At 52.9% G+C, this 14771-nt stretch carries 15 protein-coding genes and 1 tRNA gene; 9 read left to right on the top strand and 7 right to left on the bottom strand.

Going from position 1 to position 14771, the window contains the following annotated elements; translation table 11 throughout:
- Positions 1–70 precede the first annotated feature (70 nt).
- Both PFRI_RS20050 and PFRI_RS20055 read left to right on the top strand, forming a co-directional pair.
- Entirely contained in the window at positions 71–457 is a 387-nt protein-coding gene (locus tag PFRI_RS20050; RefSeq protein ID WP_072632474.1) for an MAPEG family protein, read from the top strand.
- Positions 458–552: 95 nt separating this feature from the next.
- Positions 553–627: transfer RNA gene (locus PFRI_RS20055), tRNA-Gly, on the top strand.
- Between the two features lie 215 nt (positions 628–842).
- Here PFRI_RS20055 and PFRI_RS20060 read toward each other — a convergent pair.
- Both PFRI_RS20060 and PFRI_RS20065 read right to left on the bottom strand, forming a co-directional pair.
- A complete protein-coding gene (locus PFRI_RS20060) occupies positions 843–1763 on the bottom strand; it encodes an MYG1 family protein (protein ID WP_072632475.1) in 921 nt (306 codons plus the stop codon).
- 169 nt (positions 1764–1932) lie between these two features.
- Positions 1933–2244 carry an ETC complex I subunit gene (locus tag PFRI_RS20065; RefSeq protein WP_072632485.1) on the bottom strand — a complete coding sequence of 104 codons (312 nt, stop codon included), beginning with the start codon at positions 2242–2244 and terminating at the stop codon, positions 1933–1935.
- A gap of 226 nt (positions 2245–2470) precedes the next feature.
- Between PFRI_RS20065 and PFRI_RS20070 the strand changes: the two genes are divergently transcribed.
- The 3 genes from PFRI_RS20070 to PFRI_RS20080 all read left to right on the top strand — a co-directional run bounded on the left by PFRI_RS20070 (position 2471) and on the right by PFRI_RS20080 (position 6071).
- Positions 2471–3349 carry a transferrin-binding protein-like solute binding protein gene (locus PFRI_RS20070; protein ID WP_139292158.1) on the top strand — a complete coding sequence of 293 codons (879 nt, stop codon included), beginning with the start codon at positions 2471–2473 and terminating at the stop codon, positions 3347–3349.
- 87 nt (positions 3350–3436) lie between these two features.
- The gene (gene uvrB, locus PFRI_RS20075) at positions 3437–5635 is read left to right on the top strand and encodes an excinuclease ABC subunit UvrB (protein WP_072632477.1); all 2199 of its coding nucleotides are present in this window, start codon (positions 3437–3439) and stop codon (positions 5633–5635) included.
- Positions 5636–5639: 4 nt separating this feature from the next.
- On the top strand, positions 5640–6071 hold the full coding sequence (locus PFRI_RS20080) for a hypothetical protein (protein ID WP_072632478.1): 432 nt from the start codon (positions 5640–5642) through the stop codon (positions 6069–6071).
- Positions 6072–6077: 6 nt separating this feature from the next.
- Here the strand turns inward: PFRI_RS20080 and PFRI_RS20085 are convergent, their stop codons facing one another.
- Together PFRI_RS20085 and PFRI_RS20090 are read right to left on the bottom strand one after the other, a co-directional pair.
- Complete coding sequence (locus tag PFRI_RS20085) at positions 6078–6305, bottom strand: I78 family peptidase inhibitor (RefSeq protein ID WP_170124887.1); 228 nt, start codon at positions 6303–6305, stop codon at positions 6078–6080.
- A 114-nt stretch (positions 6306–6419) separates the two neighbouring features.
- Positions 6420–7262: a DUF6206 family protein gene (locus PFRI_RS20090; RefSeq protein WP_072632479.1), complete on the bottom strand. Its 843-nt coding sequence runs from the start codon at positions 7260–7262 to the stop codon at positions 6420–6422.
- Positions 7263–7382: 120 nt separating this feature from the next.
- Here PFRI_RS20090 and PFRI_RS20095 point away from each other — a divergent pair, with 120 nt between their 5' ends.
- A complete protein-coding gene (locus tag PFRI_RS20095; protein WP_072632480.1) occupies positions 7383–8060 on the top strand; it encodes a hypothetical protein in 678 nt (225 codons plus the stop codon).
- 8 nt (positions 8061–8068) lie between these two features.
- On the opposite strand, the gene PFRI_RS20100 is transcribed toward PFRI_RS20095, so the two are convergent.
- The 3 genes from PFRI_RS20100 to PFRI_RS20110 form a co-directional block, all read right to left on the bottom strand.
- Positions 8069–10357 (bottom strand): glycosyl hydrolase family 28-related protein, encoded by a 2289-nt coding sequence (locus PFRI_RS20100; RefSeq protein WP_072632481.1) that lies wholly within the window; start codon positions 10355–10357, stop codon positions 8069–8071.
- 163 nt (positions 10358–10520) lie between these two features.
- Complete coding sequence (locus tag PFRI_RS20105) at positions 10521–10940, bottom strand: DUF4864 domain-containing protein (protein WP_072632482.1); 420 nt, start codon at positions 10938–10940, stop codon at positions 10521–10523.
- A gap of 59 nt (positions 10941–10999) precedes the next feature.
- Complete coding sequence (locus PFRI_RS20110) at positions 11000–12574, bottom strand: lysine--tRNA ligase (RefSeq protein ID WP_072632487.1); 1575 nt, start codon at positions 12572–12574, stop codon at positions 11000–11002.
- A gap of 129 nt (positions 12575–12703) precedes the next feature.
- Here PFRI_RS20110 and PFRI_RS20115 point away from each other — a divergent pair, with 129 nt between their 5' ends.
- The 3 genes from PFRI_RS20115 (at position 12704) to trxC (ending at position 14467) form a co-directional block, all read left to right on the top strand.
- Entirely contained in the window at positions 12704–13126 is a 423-nt protein-coding gene (locus PFRI_RS20115) for a tellurite resistance TerB family protein (RefSeq protein ID WP_072632483.1), read from the top strand.
- Between the two features lie 192 nt (positions 13127–13318).
- Positions 13319–14026, top strand: a complete 708-nt coding sequence (trhA, locus tag PFRI_RS20120) for a PAQR family membrane homeostasis protein TrhA (protein ID WP_342742271.1) — start codon at positions 13319–13321, stop codon at positions 14024–14026.
- A gap of 12 nt (positions 14027–14038) precedes the next feature.
- Positions 14039–14467 (top strand): thioredoxin TrxC, encoded by a 429-nt coding sequence (trxC, locus tag PFRI_RS20125; protein WP_072632484.1) that lies wholly within the window; start codon positions 14039–14041, stop codon positions 14465–14467.
- Positions 14468–14771 lie beyond the last annotated feature (304 nt).

Genomic DNA, 14771 nt, shown 5'->3' on the forward strand with positions numbered 1-14771 from the left:
TCAGACAATTTCCGCGTCATAACCCATGAAAAAATTCGGGTTTTGGGGTAGCAGCGGTATAGGAACCAATATGCTTGAAATTACATCCCTTTATGCCGGTTTACTGGCGTTGCTGTTTTTATGGCTTAGTGCCCGTGTGATCGTGTATCGACGCGGCAACAAGATTTCGATGGGCGACCATGGGGACAACAGCTTGCTCAAACGCATGCGTGCACAAGGGAATTGTGCCGAGTATGCGCCGTTTGGCGTGTTGCTGTTGGCGCTGGTTGAAATGTCTGGGGCACCAAATGTCGCGGTGCACTTGTTGGGTCTGATGTTGTTGAGTGGTCGCGCGCTGCATGCTTGGGGATTTTCGGCGTCACCGCCAGTCATGAACGGACGTGTCTTTGGGATGGTTTTGACACTTAGTATGATCCTGCTCAGCGCAGTTGGCCTTTTGTTACACAGCGCTTTTTAAGGCAATATTTGCCATCGCAGAAAAAAGTTCCGATAGAGTGATTTTTCCTCTTGCGGGCATCCGGCCACAAGCCTAAATACCCCCTACCAAACGGTGCGGGCGTAGCTCAGGGGTAGAGCATAACCTTGCCAAGGTTAGGGTCGGGCGTTCGAATCGCCTCGCCCGCTCCAATTTGGATCAGCCCACCCAGCTGATACGGCAAGGCCTCCTTCGGGAGGCCTTTCGTCGTTTTGGGAGTTGTTGACGTTTAAGCGACCTGTTGGGTGTTTCTCAGGTGAATGAGCCTAGCCACACTAACCCGCACTTTGATTTATTGCGCCCCAGATCGCCGTTAGCTTGAAAGTCACACCTAAATCAAAACCGATTAATACCGCGTTGTGTTGACTTAGAGCACTTGCGCCACCGCGATATCAGCCATTTTGCGAACGGCATCGTAGGATGAAGCAACCGCAATAAATCGCCCGTTGTGACAAAATTTAGCGCCGGTGACTCCGCTAGCTGCTTTCAGAGCGTCATCGCTCAATCCCGCCCAAGCCGCAGGCAGGTCAGCGCGGTTGTCGAATGTATCATCACCAATGCGAATGGTCGTGAGGGACCAATCCTCCCCCCGTGGGTGGATCACGAACAACAAATGATCTGCACCCGCTTTTTCCACAGCCCCACGGAATGGCATGCCCATCGGCAATTCCAGCACGCAGCCATCGCCAGCCGCTTTTATCGCAGTTAAGACCATGTCTTCGGCGCGAAATTTTGCAGCTTTGCGCTTGATCTGCGCTTCGACAAAGGCGCGCGCCACAGGCAATGCTGCTAGGAAGGCGCGATCATCCGCGCCCTCGGCACGATCATCAAAGACCGTCTTTAAGCTTTCCAACAAGACAGGCAAAGTCATCCCTGAAAATATCGGACCTGCATCAGATGTGTTCACTGCTCCATTGTCGACCAGATCAACAGGCAACACAAAACCACGATCAAATGACGCGTGAATTGACGCCATGTCTTTCTCGGGCACGCCCATCGCGCGTAGATAGTCATGGCCATAGTGCGCCCAAACCAGACCAAAGGAACTGTAGGGTTGGCCGTCTTCACGCAGCGGATTGGGGCGTTGGTGATGATCAAAAATCTGTGCATCCGCTTCAAACACACCACCAACATCATAAATGATGCGGCCTTCTGCGGGCTTGATCCATGTTTTGTCCCGCGTGCGCAGTAATTCAGCGTTAGGGAACAAGCGCGTGAGAATGACTGAGGACAACAGCTCATCCGCGTGAAAACCGCCCGAATGTGTGACAAGGTGGGTGATGTTCATCGAGGTATGCTCCTGCTGTGTTGGGCATGATCTAAGCGGCTCCAAAAAGCCGTGCTCTGGTTCATTTGAAAGTTAAATGACGCGTTATTTGTGGCGCGTTTTGCCAATATGGGCCGAAACGATAGTCATGAATGACAGCGCAAAGATCTTTGCCGCGATTTGGACAACTCTAGTGTGTCCAAGCCCCGCGGCGGTTTGTGGCGAAGTTTTCGGAATACCCGCCTGCGCGAATGTTCGCTTTACGCTTGTTCGGTTTACGCACAACGGCATCAATGCCATTTGCTTCGGCATAGGCAATCGCTGCCTCTTTGCTATCAAAGCGCAGCTTCACCTGTGCTTGCGTATCATCTGAAGACGTCCACCCCATAAGCGGATCAACAGCGCGCGCATTTGCTGGTGCGTGCTCAAGAACCCAAATGTGCGTCTTGGCAGTGCCAGAGGACATGGCCGTTTTGGAAGGTTGATAGATACGTGCGCGCATGACTTTGTTCCGAAAATGATCCAATGGTTCTGCGCCTATATCACGGATTAGAGGGATTTTCGCAAGAGGGCCATCCGCCTGCAAAGGAACAATTCTGCCCACTATCACCGAGTGTTCAAAGCCAGCATTCAGGCAAAGCCATTTTTGGAAACACTGATGTGACAGCTGCGCAATTGAGATTAACCCTATTTTGGCGTATGCGGAGCATGTGCTCAGGAGAGTAAGTGTGTTTCGATTATATATCGCCCTACCCTTTGTGTTGTGCCTAAGCGCGTGTGGCTCTTCTGAGGAAGGCGCTATGGAGCCAGAGCAACCGCCGATTTCGATCCCAAACTACGAACCCTTGTTCGGCAGTGATGCCACCAGTCTGAGCCCTCTCAGCGGCAGTGTCGTCACAGCGCGCCAGAACGCAGCACAGGTGCGCGGTGTGACAGGACGTTTGCGCCATGGTGGCGGAAAGCTGGTCGTGGATGACGGGCTCTTCAAATTTGCCGACAACGATGGTTTTAACGCGAACGGTGAAGCTGAAAACGAAGGTGTCGTTTTACGATTGGTTAATCCGGGCGGGCGTTATGATCACGCGTCGCTTTATTCGATGCAGTATAGCGTCGATGGGCAAGCCTATTCGGCAGTCGGCGCAATCGGTGTGGCGACGAGGATCGAAGACATGCCCATGACTGGCACGGCCCGCTACACAGGTGACGCGGTTTACGCCTACACCAATCAAGCAGGCACCGGATTCGGCGGGCTTGGCACCTATGATGCCCGCGTCGATTTTGCGGGCGGCACGGTAGATAGTGTCGTCACTGTCAGCACCGCGCAAAACCCGTTCACGCGCGCAGACGTCGCGAACCCTGAGTTTGACCGGATTGACATGCGCGGCCTCGAAATTGACGGAACCGCTTATTTCGGCACAAATATGCAGCTGGTGAGCGACAATAGCGTTGTACAGTTGACAGGTGCGAACACCACCGCGCAGGTTGAAGGGCATTTTTACGGCGCGGCGCGTGATAGTACGGGTCGCATCATTCCAGATGAGATTGCAGGCGAAGCTTTGTTGCAAGGCGATGAGGGCAACGTGATTTTATCCTTCATCGGAGATTGACCCGTCACGAGATAAGTGACGGCCCTGCCCTTGAATGTGAACAAAAAGTGATCAATTTTAGCGTTAACCCCTAAAAGTGAGTCGCCCATGTCTTTTGTGAACAATGAAGGTTCTGTCGCTCTTGCGAATGCGCCCAAAGGCGACGTGCGCGAACGCGCGAAACTTGAAGGCGGCATTGCTTTTCAGCTCGAAACAGAGTTCGAACCAGCGGGTGATCAACCGACCGCAATCAAAGAACTGTGCGAAGGGATCGACAGCGGCGAACGCGATCAGGTTCTGTTAGGTGCCACGGGAACGGGCAAAACCTTTACAATGGCGAAAATGATCGAGCAGACGCAACGCCCTGCGATCATTCTCGCCCCTAACAAAACCCTCGCAGCACAGCTTTATGGCGAGTTCAAAGGCTTCTTTCCAAACAACGCCGTCGAGTATTTCGTCAGCTTTTATGACTACTATCAGCCCGAAGCTTACGTCGCCCGTTCTGACACTTTCATCGAAAAAGAAAGCCAGATCAACGAACAGATCGACCGTATGCGCCACTCTGCGACGCGCGCGCTGCTTGAGCGTGATGACGTGATCATCATCGCCTCCGTCTCGTGCATCTATGGTATCGGTTCGGTCGAGACCTACGGCGCGATGACACAGGATTTGGAGGTCGGCAAAGAGTACGATCAACGCGGTGTCATGCAAGACTTGGTCGCGCAGCAATACAAACGCAATGATACCGCCTTTGCGCGTGGCTCGTTTCGCGTGCGCGGCGACAGTCTGGAAATCTTTCCGGCTCACTTAGAGGACCGCGCATGGCGCCTGTCCTTCTTTGGAGAAGAGCTTGAAAGCATTGTGGAATTTGACCCGCTTACAGGTGAAAAGAAAGACACGAAAGAACGCGTTCGCGTCTATGCAAACTCGCACTATGTGACCCCAAAACCGACGATGAACCAAGCGATCGGCAAGATCAAAAAAGAGCTGCGCATGCGGCTTGATCAGTTGGTGTCAGAGGGTAAATTGCTCGAAGCACAACGTCTTGAGCAACGCACAAATTTCGACATCGAGATGCTCGAGGCGACGGGTGTGTGCAACGGCATCGAGAACTATTCGCGCTATCTCACGGGTCGTGCACCGGGCGAACCGCCCCCCACACTATTCGAATTTATCCCCGACCATGCGATCGTATTCGCGGATGAGAGCCACGTCTCTGTGCCTCAAATTGGTGGCATGTATAAGGGCGACTTCCGTCGCAAGATGACGCTCGCTGAACATGGTTTCCGCCTACCCTCTTGCATGGACAACCGCCCGCTCAAATTTGAAGAATGGGATGCGATGCGACCGCAGTCTGTCTTTGTTTCCGCAACCCCGTCAAAGTGGGAGATGGAGCAAACGGGTGGCGTTTTCACAGAGCAGATCATTCGCCCTACCGGCCTGCTTGATCCGATGGTGGAAATCCGTCCTGTTGAGACTCAGGTGGATGACTTGCTTGATGAAGTGCGCCGCGTCACCAAAGATGGTTTTCGCACGCTTGTCACAACTTTGACCAAACGCATGTCCGAAGATCTTACGGAATATATGCACGAGCAAGGCATCAAAGTGCGCTACATGCACAGTGATATCGACACGATCGAGCGCATCGAAATCCTGCGTGACCTGCGCCTTGGGGCCTTTGATGTCCTCATCGGCATTAACCTTTTGCGCGAAGGTTTAGACATTCCCGAGTGTGGCTTAGTCGCCATTCTTGACGCTGATAAAGAGGGTTTTTTGCGCTCTGAAACTTCATTGATCCAGACCATTGGCCGCGCCGCGCGTAACGCAGAGGGACGCGTGATCATGTATGCTGATCGCATCACAGGGTCAATGGAGCGCGCCTTGGGCGAAACAGATCGCCGCCGCGCCAAACAAGAATCTTACAACATAGAGCACAACATCACCCCAGCGACCGTGAAGAAGAACGTCGAGGACATTTTGGCGGGGCTTTACAAGGGCGATGTGGACATGAACCGCGTCACCGCCAAGGTCGACAAACCCCTCGCAGGTGCGAACCTGCAGACTGTCTTGGACGGGTTGCGCACAGACATGCGTAAAGCCGCTGAGAACCTCGAATTTGAAGAGGCTGCTCGTTTGCGCGATGAAGTGAAGCGCTTGGAAACCGTCGATCTTGCGATTGGTGCTGATCCTATGGCGCGTCAATCTGTGATCGAAGAAGCGGTCAGTGATGCGCAAAAGCTGTCAGGTCGCTCAACCGCCGGTCGTCCAGGCCAGCGCGGTGGCGTGAAACCGCGCCGGAAGCGTTAATAATATGCGCGCGCTTGTAGCCTTGGCCTTTGTCACAGCCGGTTTTGGACCCACCACGGATGCGCATGCCTGGGAGTTTTCAACGGAACCGATTTGCACGGTCACTGATGCAGGGTCGCAGACAGCGCTGAAGCTTACATACGATGGTACAATTTACACGCTTCATCTGACCCATCCTGATGGTTGGGCAAGTGCTGATATTTTCGCGATCCGCTTTGCGCCCAACGGGCCGTTCATTCAAACAACCCGACACCAGATTAATGGCACGACACTCTCAGTCGCCGACACAGGTTTTGGCAATGTTCTGACAGGGCTACAGATCAATCAAACCGCTCAAGCCATGCTCGGAGAGACGATCCGTGACATCACGCTTGAAGGTGCCTTTAAACCTGTTGAAAAGTTCAAAAGCTGTAAACCTCATGTAGCCCTGTCATAAACGCGATTAGCCGCAGCGCAGTTCCGTCACGATACCATTGGCATCAACGATGACTTCCAGACGATCTTCGATGAAATCGGTTGTCACAACACTATCCGGGAAAATCACGCGGTAGGTCTGTGTCAAAAGCAGTTCTGCGCTGTTGATCGGTGTGCCAACCAATGATGCAAACTCGGCTTTTGAACAGGTGCCTGGCCCCGCTTGTGCTTCGTTTGGCGCGTCTTTCGTGGGCATACAACCCGTCAAAGCCAGCGCGAGCGCGCATATAACAACGCCCCTCATACCAGCGGCACCAATGGCACGCCACATCCTGTCAGGATCAATCCAGCGATCGTTAACATAAATACTCTATACATTCGGTTCTCCTTGCAGACCCAACACTTTACGAAACCCTGTCCAATAGGCCGGCAACTTGGGCGGGGCTTTCATTTCTGGTATCGCCTCTTCCGCCCAGCGCGGCATGGCTCGACGTGCGAAATCCTGTCCCCACTCGAGGAACCTATCACTATCATCAGGGCGCAAACGACACGCACTGCCAACAAGGCCAACCAGCGTTTCTGGCGCAGAATACCACTCGTCCTGGATGCCAGTCACTTTCTTTTGCAAGAACGGACCAACCCAGCGCATCAAACGTTTGTCAGAGAAGGTGAGCAACATTTTCCCCATCTCGTCGCGGCTATAGTGGATGAGCGGTGGAAACGTATCAAAGAACAGCGCTTTCCCATCAAGATAGGCAAAGTTGCGAATGGAGGGATGAAATCCGACCCGTCCGTCAACCTTGTCTGCGTTGTTCCAGAAGGTCGCGATGACCTGACCTGCGGCTTCCATCATCTCAACTGCGCCATCAAGATCAGCCGCGATGATCTGCGGGCGCATCATGCTATCGCTCGGAAGAGCGTCTTGTACGATCACAGGGATACGCGCGCCATCAATCTGGAGCAAATGAAACGCGGTCTCGGGTAAATCAACACCCGTCAGCGCCAGCGCCGCGACATAGTCGTCATGACATTGCGCAAGGCGCTCAAGCTCGGCCACGTTGCGCAAGCCACGATAGACTTTGATAACCTTGTCACTTAACGGACCAGCGCTTGGACGAAAAGGTGCACAGAAATAGCCAAGCTTGCTTACCGCTTGCCCGCGCTCTGCGCTATCTGCTCTAATCAGCCGTTCAAGTTCTGCCAAATCGCTCATGCACTGCCCTCTTCTTGGGAGACCTCATACAACGCGAATGTCGCTATGACCAGCAGCGCGCCCGCGCCTTAACTCTTTCTTCACTCTCTCGCGCCAATTTGGCGGGTGATGTTAAGGAATATGAACAGACCTCTGCTTGCGATGCTGATGCTCGTGCTTGGCCTTGCGCCAATTTGCGTCGACGCAGGGTCTTGGCCGCGCGAAAAGGGCAAAACGTTTCTTGCGCTCTCTGCAAGCGCAATTTGGCCCGAACAGCGCGCGATTGAGCTGCCCGATATTTATGGGAGTGCCTATGTGGAGCACGGGCTTGGTGCGCGCTTTACCCTTGGACTGGATGTAGGAAGCCCAGATGCGACGCGCCAAGACAGGCTAAAAACCATCGCCTTTTTGCGCTACACGGTAACGCCATCATCCACCAAACATCAGCTTGCCTTTGATATTGGGGGCGGCACGTTTCAAGCCTTGGATGTGTTGCGCTTTGGCGCATCATACGGGACAGGTTTCACGAGTTTCGAGCATAACAGCTGGATCACGATTGACGCCCATGCACTGCACCACTCCACCTTGCGCAACATAAGCCTCACCGTCGATGCGACCTATGGTGTATCCCTCAAGCGCGGAAAACTTATGGCACAGATCTCTGGTTTCCAAAGCTTTGACGGCAGAAAAACTGCCAAATTTTCCCCGTCATACGCTCATGACATCGGGCACGGGCGTCATATCGAAATTGGTGTGAACATTGATCTGCACAACGCGCCAGACCCCACGTTGAAACTTGGGATCTGGCAAGAGTTTTAAGTAACACTCTAGTCATCCATACGCGCTGTGATGGTGACCGTGCCGGACACTTCTTTCTCCCATGCGACCTCAACCACATCGCCATTGGTTCCCCTTTCAGGCGTGACCCAAGGCGCGGTGAACTGATTCACATTCGCCACTGACTTGATTTTGCTTCGGTTCATCACACACGACACCCTTTGCGCGCGCCCTCCAAACGGGAAGCGACCTGCAAACGGTACGAACCAAGTCGATGCATGATTGCTTTGCGTATGATCCAAAGTGATCGGGTTTTCGCTGCCCGTGACGACATTCAAAAACATGTTGCCGTTCACCAAAACATCACGCACAGCGGCAAGATTGAGCGTCGCAAAGGTCGCGTTGATACGCTCTACCCGGTCAATCGTTCCCTTGGTCGAGCGGAACATATTTCCCGTCATCGTAAATCCACGCAGCGTGTGACCCGTCCCATAGGGTTTGATCACAACGAAAGAAAACCAAGGTGCCACATCACTACATAAAAACACGTTGTTTGTGATCGACAGCGCGCTGAATGAAAAACCACCAGAGTTATCAGGTGAAGCGGTCGCTTCATTCGTCCATTCCACATGGCAATTATCGACGTAATTCGCCGTGAACGTGTGGTTCACATTGGTTCGCGTAAACACAAAACCTGCAAGGCGCGCCCCATCACGGTTACTGTCGCCTTGGAACACGTGATTGCCCGAGATAACGTAGTTCTGCCCGCCTAAAATGGCGAAATGTCGAAACTGGCTCGCGCGGTTGTTGCGGATTTTCAAATCATTGGCGTTTGCATTCATGGCAATGCTTGTGCGGGTCTGTGCGTTCGCCCCACCTTCATTGGTAATGAACTGACATCCCTCAATAAACATGCCCTGACAGCCACTTCCGATCGATGTGAGCGCACGGTCTTTGGGGCGCGTGATGAAGCAATTCTTTATCGTATTCGCCACGCCAGATCGCGGCATCATAATGCCAGATGCAAAGCCGCGGCATAGGATCTCAAGATCAAGCAGCACCAACTGGCTGAACAAATCAAACCCTGAAAAATCGAGCACATATTTGAACCGCTGAAACCCAAATGTTTGACGTCCAACAGCATCGTATAGCGGGCCAGACAAACGCACCTCTGCCGCGCCCACATTCACTTCGCGCACATAAACTTCGCGCCCAACACCGGTGCCTTGCACCAGTGAGCCGACTTTAATATTCGCAACATTGGTGACCGACGTGAGACGATCATCACTCGACGTGCTGTAGGTCGCAGCCGATGTCGTAACATCCACATCCCAAGCCGCGCCATCTGCGACATAAAGCTGGCCATTGCGAATAACGCGTCGCTGCGCAAAACTTGTGCGCGATCCTTCAATGGCTTGCAGATCAAGCGGTTCACTGATCGTCACACGCCGCCCCCCAAGATCAAGGGTCTCGTGATCGACATTGTTCAACAGCGCTTGGAACGCCTTGCGAAACGCCAACTCTTCGTCGCCACCAAAAGCATCAATGTACTTCGGTAGATCGTAATCTTTCACAAGCGACAAAATATCGCCCGCGTCCATACTCAGTTTGCCCTCGAACTCAATCCGTTCGTTTAGAGTAAGCGATGAACCAATCCGGAAGGTTCCTGACGGAACAAAGATCTTACGCCCGTCCGCCGCCTGATCCGCCGCGACAAACGCGCCATGATCGTCCGTGACCCCATCGCCGACCGCACCATAGTCCCGCACATCGACAACGCTAATCATGTCACGGTGGAATGCGCTTGTGATGTCTTCGATCTCGATATCATCAATTCGCACAACGCCACCGTTGGGACCCGTCAGATCAAGGCCGAAATGACCAAAAAGCGGCGCACGCCCCCAAACCATGTCGACACCCGTGCGTTGACCCGATCCTACAATTGCGCTCACTTCTACAATTTCGCCGTAAGCGCTCAGGCTAACGGAATTACCTGTCTCATTCAGCCCACTCACATGCGTGCCACCCGACCCTCCGGCCCAACCCGCAATGCGCACGGTAGGCAACGGCCCACTCATCGCTTTGATTTTCGCTGTGATGCGCAAGTAACATCCAGGCAAAAGCGGTGTCTCTCCCATATAACGGAGCTTTTGCGTCGCGTCGGTCTTTTGAATTTCGAGACAGCCGCTGAAATCAAGATCTGCCGGCACATATGCCGCCGTCGCCGTACCCTGATAAGTATTAGAGCCAGCCGTTCCATCACCGCGCGCCCAAACGTTCAGACCTTGAGAGAAACTCGGCGGTTGAAGCACCACGCCGTCTGTAATCGCCTTGTTCATAATATCTTCCTCTTGCGCGAGGGCAGCTCAAAAAGGCGCCCGTTTCCAATCGCAAGCGCGCGTAAACGCGGCTCTAGCGAAAGCGTAAGAGTGATAACAAAGGCTTAAAGACTGATGAGAGCACCGTAACGGTGCCCTCCATATCTGCCATGAGCGTACTTGTCTAAGCGGACAATCCAGAGGCTTTTACCAACTGTACACCGTTGATTTTCCATCCATTTTCACCTTGAATCATTTGATAGTCCAGAAAATGAATTTGCCCATTGGCATCGCGCACCTGTACTTTTTGGTAAAGCGATCCAGCAATTGTTCTCAGCTCCAAAAATCGAACGTCCTCTGCACGGTGCACCATCGGATAACTGCGTGACACCATCACGCCAAAGTTTTGATGTGTCCCAAACAACTGCTTTATGAACGGGCTCGCGTAAGTGAAGGCCTTCTCGAAATCATCGGTCGAGAACGCATCAAATTGGTTTTGGATCGTGCCTGTAATTTGCGGTTTGGCACTATCTTGCGCGTTTGCAACACCACTAAAACTCAGCGTTAAGAGCAGCGTCAAAGTCGCGATAAATCGAATAAACATGGCTTAGTTTCCCCTCCTAGTATGAGACGAAAACTAAGCCATACATATATCAAGTCAAATCAGACGAGCTCGCCCGCAAGAGCGCGATCAATCAACGCGATAGTTTCTTCCACGCCATAAAGCGCAATAAACCCGCCAAAACGTGGGCCTTGGCTTGCGCCAAGTAACACTTCATATAGCGCTGTGAACCATCCGCGAAGAGGGTCAAACCGCTCGCGCCCACACGCGAAAACAAGGCTTTGCAACTCTTCTGCGTCCAAACCTTTATACCAAACCTTCAAACCATCACGCAATTCGATCAACGCTTCACGCTCTAGGTCAGTGGCTGCGCGGAACACTTTCGCGGGCTTCACGAAATCATTGTAATATCGCACGGCAAATCCGGCGGCTTGATCCATATCAGGGTTCTTCGCAGCACTCGCATCAGGCGCATAGCGCTGGATAAAGCCCCAAAGCTGGTCTTTGTCTTCAGCCCCTGAAACAGACGCAAGGTTCAACAGCATCGAGAACGGCACCACCATCTTGCTCTCGGGCACGTCACCGCCGTGAATATGCCAAACCGGATTGTTCAACCGCGCTTTCGTGTCTTGATCGACGTAGGCGCGCAATTGCTGGTGATACTCGTCAACCGCTTTCGGGATCACATCAAAATGCATCCGTTTTGCCGTCTTTGGCTTTTGATACATGAAGTACGACAGGCTTTCGGATGACGCATAGGTCAACCACTGATCAATCGACACGCCGTTACCGGATGTCTTGGAAATCTTCTGCCCGCTCTCATCGAGAAACAATTCATAGGTGAAATGCTCTGGCGCGGGCATACCAAGGATACGGCAAATCTTGTCATAGATAGGCGTATTGGTGGAATGATCCTTGCCATACATCTCAAAATCCACACCAAGCGCGGCCCAACGAGCGCCGAAATCCGGCTTCCACTGCAATTTCACATTGCCGCCAGTCACGGGCACGGTCCACTCACGCCCCTCTTCATCATCAAAGGTGATCGTATAGTCATCGCGGTTTATCGACTTCATCGGCACATACAAAACGCGCCCCGTCTCAGGGTGAAACGGCAAGAAAATCGAATAGGTCTGACGACGCTCTTCGCGAAGCGATGCCAGCATCACCTCCATAATTGCGTCATATTTGTCGACTGCGCGCTTGAGCACCTCGTCAAACTTACCTTCGCCATAAAATTCAGTCGCGCTGATAAATTCATATTCAAAACCGAAAGTATCCAGAAAACGGCGCAACATCGCGTTGTTATGATGGCCAAAACTCTCAAACTCTCCAAACGGATCCGGCACAGACGTCAGCGGCTTTTGCAAATGCTCTGTCAAACTCTCCGCATTCGGAACATTGCTTGGAACTTTGCGCATGCCGTCCAAATCATCAGAAAAACACACAAGTTTCGTCGGATAATCGCTGATTTCCTGAAACGCACGCATCACCATGCTTGTACGAGACACTTCGCCAAATGTGCCGATATGCGGCAAACCCGAGGGGCCATAGCCCGTCTCAAACAGCACATAGCCTTTCTCAGGCCCCTCTTTTTTGTACCGCTTCAAAATGCGGCGCGCCTCTTCAAAAGGCCAAGCTTTTGAGCTCATCGCAGCGTCGCGCACATCTGACATATCAGGTCTCCAAAAAAGAAACCTGCCCCAATGGGCAGGCATATGCGCTCTCCCTATTGAACGCGGGCGTTTTCGTCAATATTCTGCAACTGCACAGTTCAGTGCCTGCAAACGAAAGTGAGCCCACCCGTGACCCAATCCGCGCCTCACCCGCTTAGCCCTCAAGATTGTTTGGTCGCCCTGATGATCGCTGTCTCTGCATCTGATGAAGACATCCGTACCGTCGAGCTCATGAAAATCCAAACGGCCGTGAACAACCTGCCTGTTTTTGCCTCCTATGATATCGACCGAATGAACACGATGGCGCAAACCGTCTTCGATTTATTCGAACAGGTCGATGGTCTCGATGCCCTTTTCGGTCTCATTCGCGAGAACTTGCCAGAGCGGCTTTTCGAAACTGCTTATGCGCTTTCTTGCGATGTTGCGGCTGCCGATGGTACGCTCCAAGAAAGTGAGCTGCGCATACTCGAAGAAATCCGCTACGAGCTAAACCTCGATCGCCTGCACGCTGCTGCAATCGAGCGCGGCGCACGTGCGCGTCACATCACCTAAGAAGCAGGAAAAAGACGCAGCACAAAGTGGCACTGCGTTTTCCCGTGAGTGGGGCAAACGGCCTGGAGACCGCCTTATTCCCAAGACCTCTATATCAAGCCACTGATCTCAATGCTTCCAAGCAACGGCATAGCAACAAAGCGCTAAAGGATAGCAGAACCTACCCTTTCGGATAGGTCCGAGAGGGTGCCTTTGAACACACGACTTGGCGTCACACTCGACACAAGTGACCAAGCTGCGTATCGAGCAGGCAAAACAACAAAAAGCATTTATATGTACCCCAGCCCAATCCGCTCACACCGTCGCGCCGATATAGCAGTACACACCGTTGGTCTGTCTTTTATACTGATCGCGGGTACATTGCTTATCCTCAAAGCCACCAGCACACTCTCCATATCGCTGCTCCTTGCCGCGCTCGTTTACGTCGCCTGCGGCCTCGTCTCGAACCTTTCATCTTGGGCGTACCACTTTGCGCCGTGGCACACCAAACGCACGTTCCTGCGTCGTATCGACCACGCTGCGATCTACACCAGCATCACAGGCACCTTCACGCCGTTGCTCGTCCAAGCAGGCACAACGCGCACCTTTATCATCCTCGCCCTTTGCTGGGCGTTGGCACTCGTGGCGATCTGGAACAAGATCACAAACCCTGAAATAAAATCAAAGTGGTCCACTGCCTCCTACCTTGCACTCGGCGCAATTGGCCTGCTCGCCCTGCCCGATCTGAAAAACGTACCCTCCGAAACACCCAAACTTATCCTCGCCGGCAGCTCAGCCTACGCCATCGGCACGATCTTTTATGCGCGGAAAACCTTACCATTTCGTTACGCGATATGGCATGGGTGGGTCACACTCGGCGGCATGCTGATGTTCGCAGGCATCTGGCTCGCACTTTTCTAAGGACCACACATCATGGCTGGCAAGAAACTCACCTGCTTGAATTGCGCACAGCTCAACCGCGTGCCGTTCGACCGCCTCGGCGACAACCCGAAATGCGCCTCCTGTGCTGCGCCCTTAATGCCGCGCAAAGCCATCGAGATCACGCCAGCCATTCTCGCCAAAGCCGCCGCCAACGACGACGTCCCTTTGGTCGTAGATTTCTGGGCCCCGTGGTGCGGCCCGTGCAAAGCGATGGGACCAGAATTCAACAAGGCCGCGTCAGAGTTATCGGGCAAAGCGCGTCTGGTGAAGATGAACACGCAAGAGCACGCGACGATTTCCAGCAAAATGAACATCAAAGGCATCCCGACCATGGTCGCATGGCAGAACGGCCGCGAATTAAAGCGCAAGTCTGGAGCCATGAAGATGTGGCAGATCGTGAATTGGGTGCCTGAGGGGTGAAGCCAACATTAAGCGTCAATCCACATTACAAACAATTTTTCCCAAATTTCCCTTTATCGAAAAACTCATCGGTTTCGCCAGTGCTCCAGCAGGTTTTTCTAGTCCAACTTGGCTCACAGCACTGTCATCTGCTCGATCTATTATTTCTGCGACCTGCATTGTTGATAGAGAATTGATCCAAGACTGTCGAAAGTAGACATTCTCTGTATGCTCCAACAGGGCAGGCAGAATAACGTCGACAGAGGTCGCTATACACAGAGTCCTCGAGCACCCGACTTTTGACGGGTTGACGTCTGACCGTAGA

The sequence above is a fragment of the Planktotalea frisia genome, assembly GCF_001890925.1.
GTDB lineage: Bacteria > Pseudomonadota > Alphaproteobacteria > Rhodobacterales > Rhodobacteraceae > Planktotalea > Planktotalea frisia.

What these genes read in the sequence shown, in the direction of transcription:
- PFRI_RS20050 (WP_072632474.1), top strand. Translation starts at nt 71, where the DNA reads ATGCTTGAAATTACATCCCTTTATGCCGGTTTACTGGCGTTGCTGTTT.
- PFRI_RS20060 (WP_072632475.1), bottom strand. Translation starts at nt 1,763, where the DNA reads ATGAACATCACCCACCTTGTCACACATTCGGGCGGTTTTCACGCGGAT.
- PFRI_RS20065 (WP_072632485.1), bottom strand. Translation starts at nt 2,244, where the DNA reads ATGCGCGCACGTATCTATCAACCTTCCAAAACGGCCATGTCCTCTGGC.
- uvrB (WP_072632477.1), top strand. Translation starts at nt 3,437, where the DNA reads ATGTCTTTTGTGAACAATGAAGGTTCTGTCGCTCTTGCGAATGCGCCC.
- PFRI_RS20080 (WP_072632478.1), top strand. Translation starts at nt 5,640, where the DNA reads ATGCGCGCGCTTGTAGCCTTGGCCTTTGTCACAGCCGGTTTTGGACCC.
- PFRI_RS20085 (WP_170124887.1), bottom strand. Translation starts at nt 6,305, where the DNA reads ATGCCCACGAAAGACGCGCCAAACGAAGCACAAGCGGGGCCAGGCACC.
- PFRI_RS20090 (WP_072632479.1), bottom strand. Translation starts at nt 7,262, where the DNA reads ATGAGCGATTTGGCAGAACTTGAACGGCTGATTAGAGCAGATAGCGCA.
- PFRI_RS20095 (WP_072632480.1), top strand. Translation starts at nt 7,383, where the DNA reads ATGAACAGACCTCTGCTTGCGATGCTGATGCTCGTGCTTGGCCTTGCG.
- PFRI_RS20100 (WP_072632481.1), bottom strand. Translation starts at nt 10,357, where the DNA reads ATGAACAAGGCGATTACAGACGGCGTGGTGCTTCAACCGCCGAGTTTC.
- PFRI_RS20105 (WP_072632482.1), bottom strand. Translation starts at nt 10,940, where the DNA reads ATGTTTATTCGATTTATCGCGACTTTGACGCTGCTCTTAACGCTGAGT.
- PFRI_RS20110 (WP_072632487.1), bottom strand. Translation starts at nt 12,574, where the DNA reads ATGTCAGATGTGCGCGACGCTGCGATGAGCTCAAAAGCTTGGCCTTTT.
- trxC (WP_072632484.1), top strand. Translation starts at nt 14,039, where the DNA reads ATGGCTGGCAAGAAACTCACCTGCTTGAATTGCGCACAGCTCAACCGC.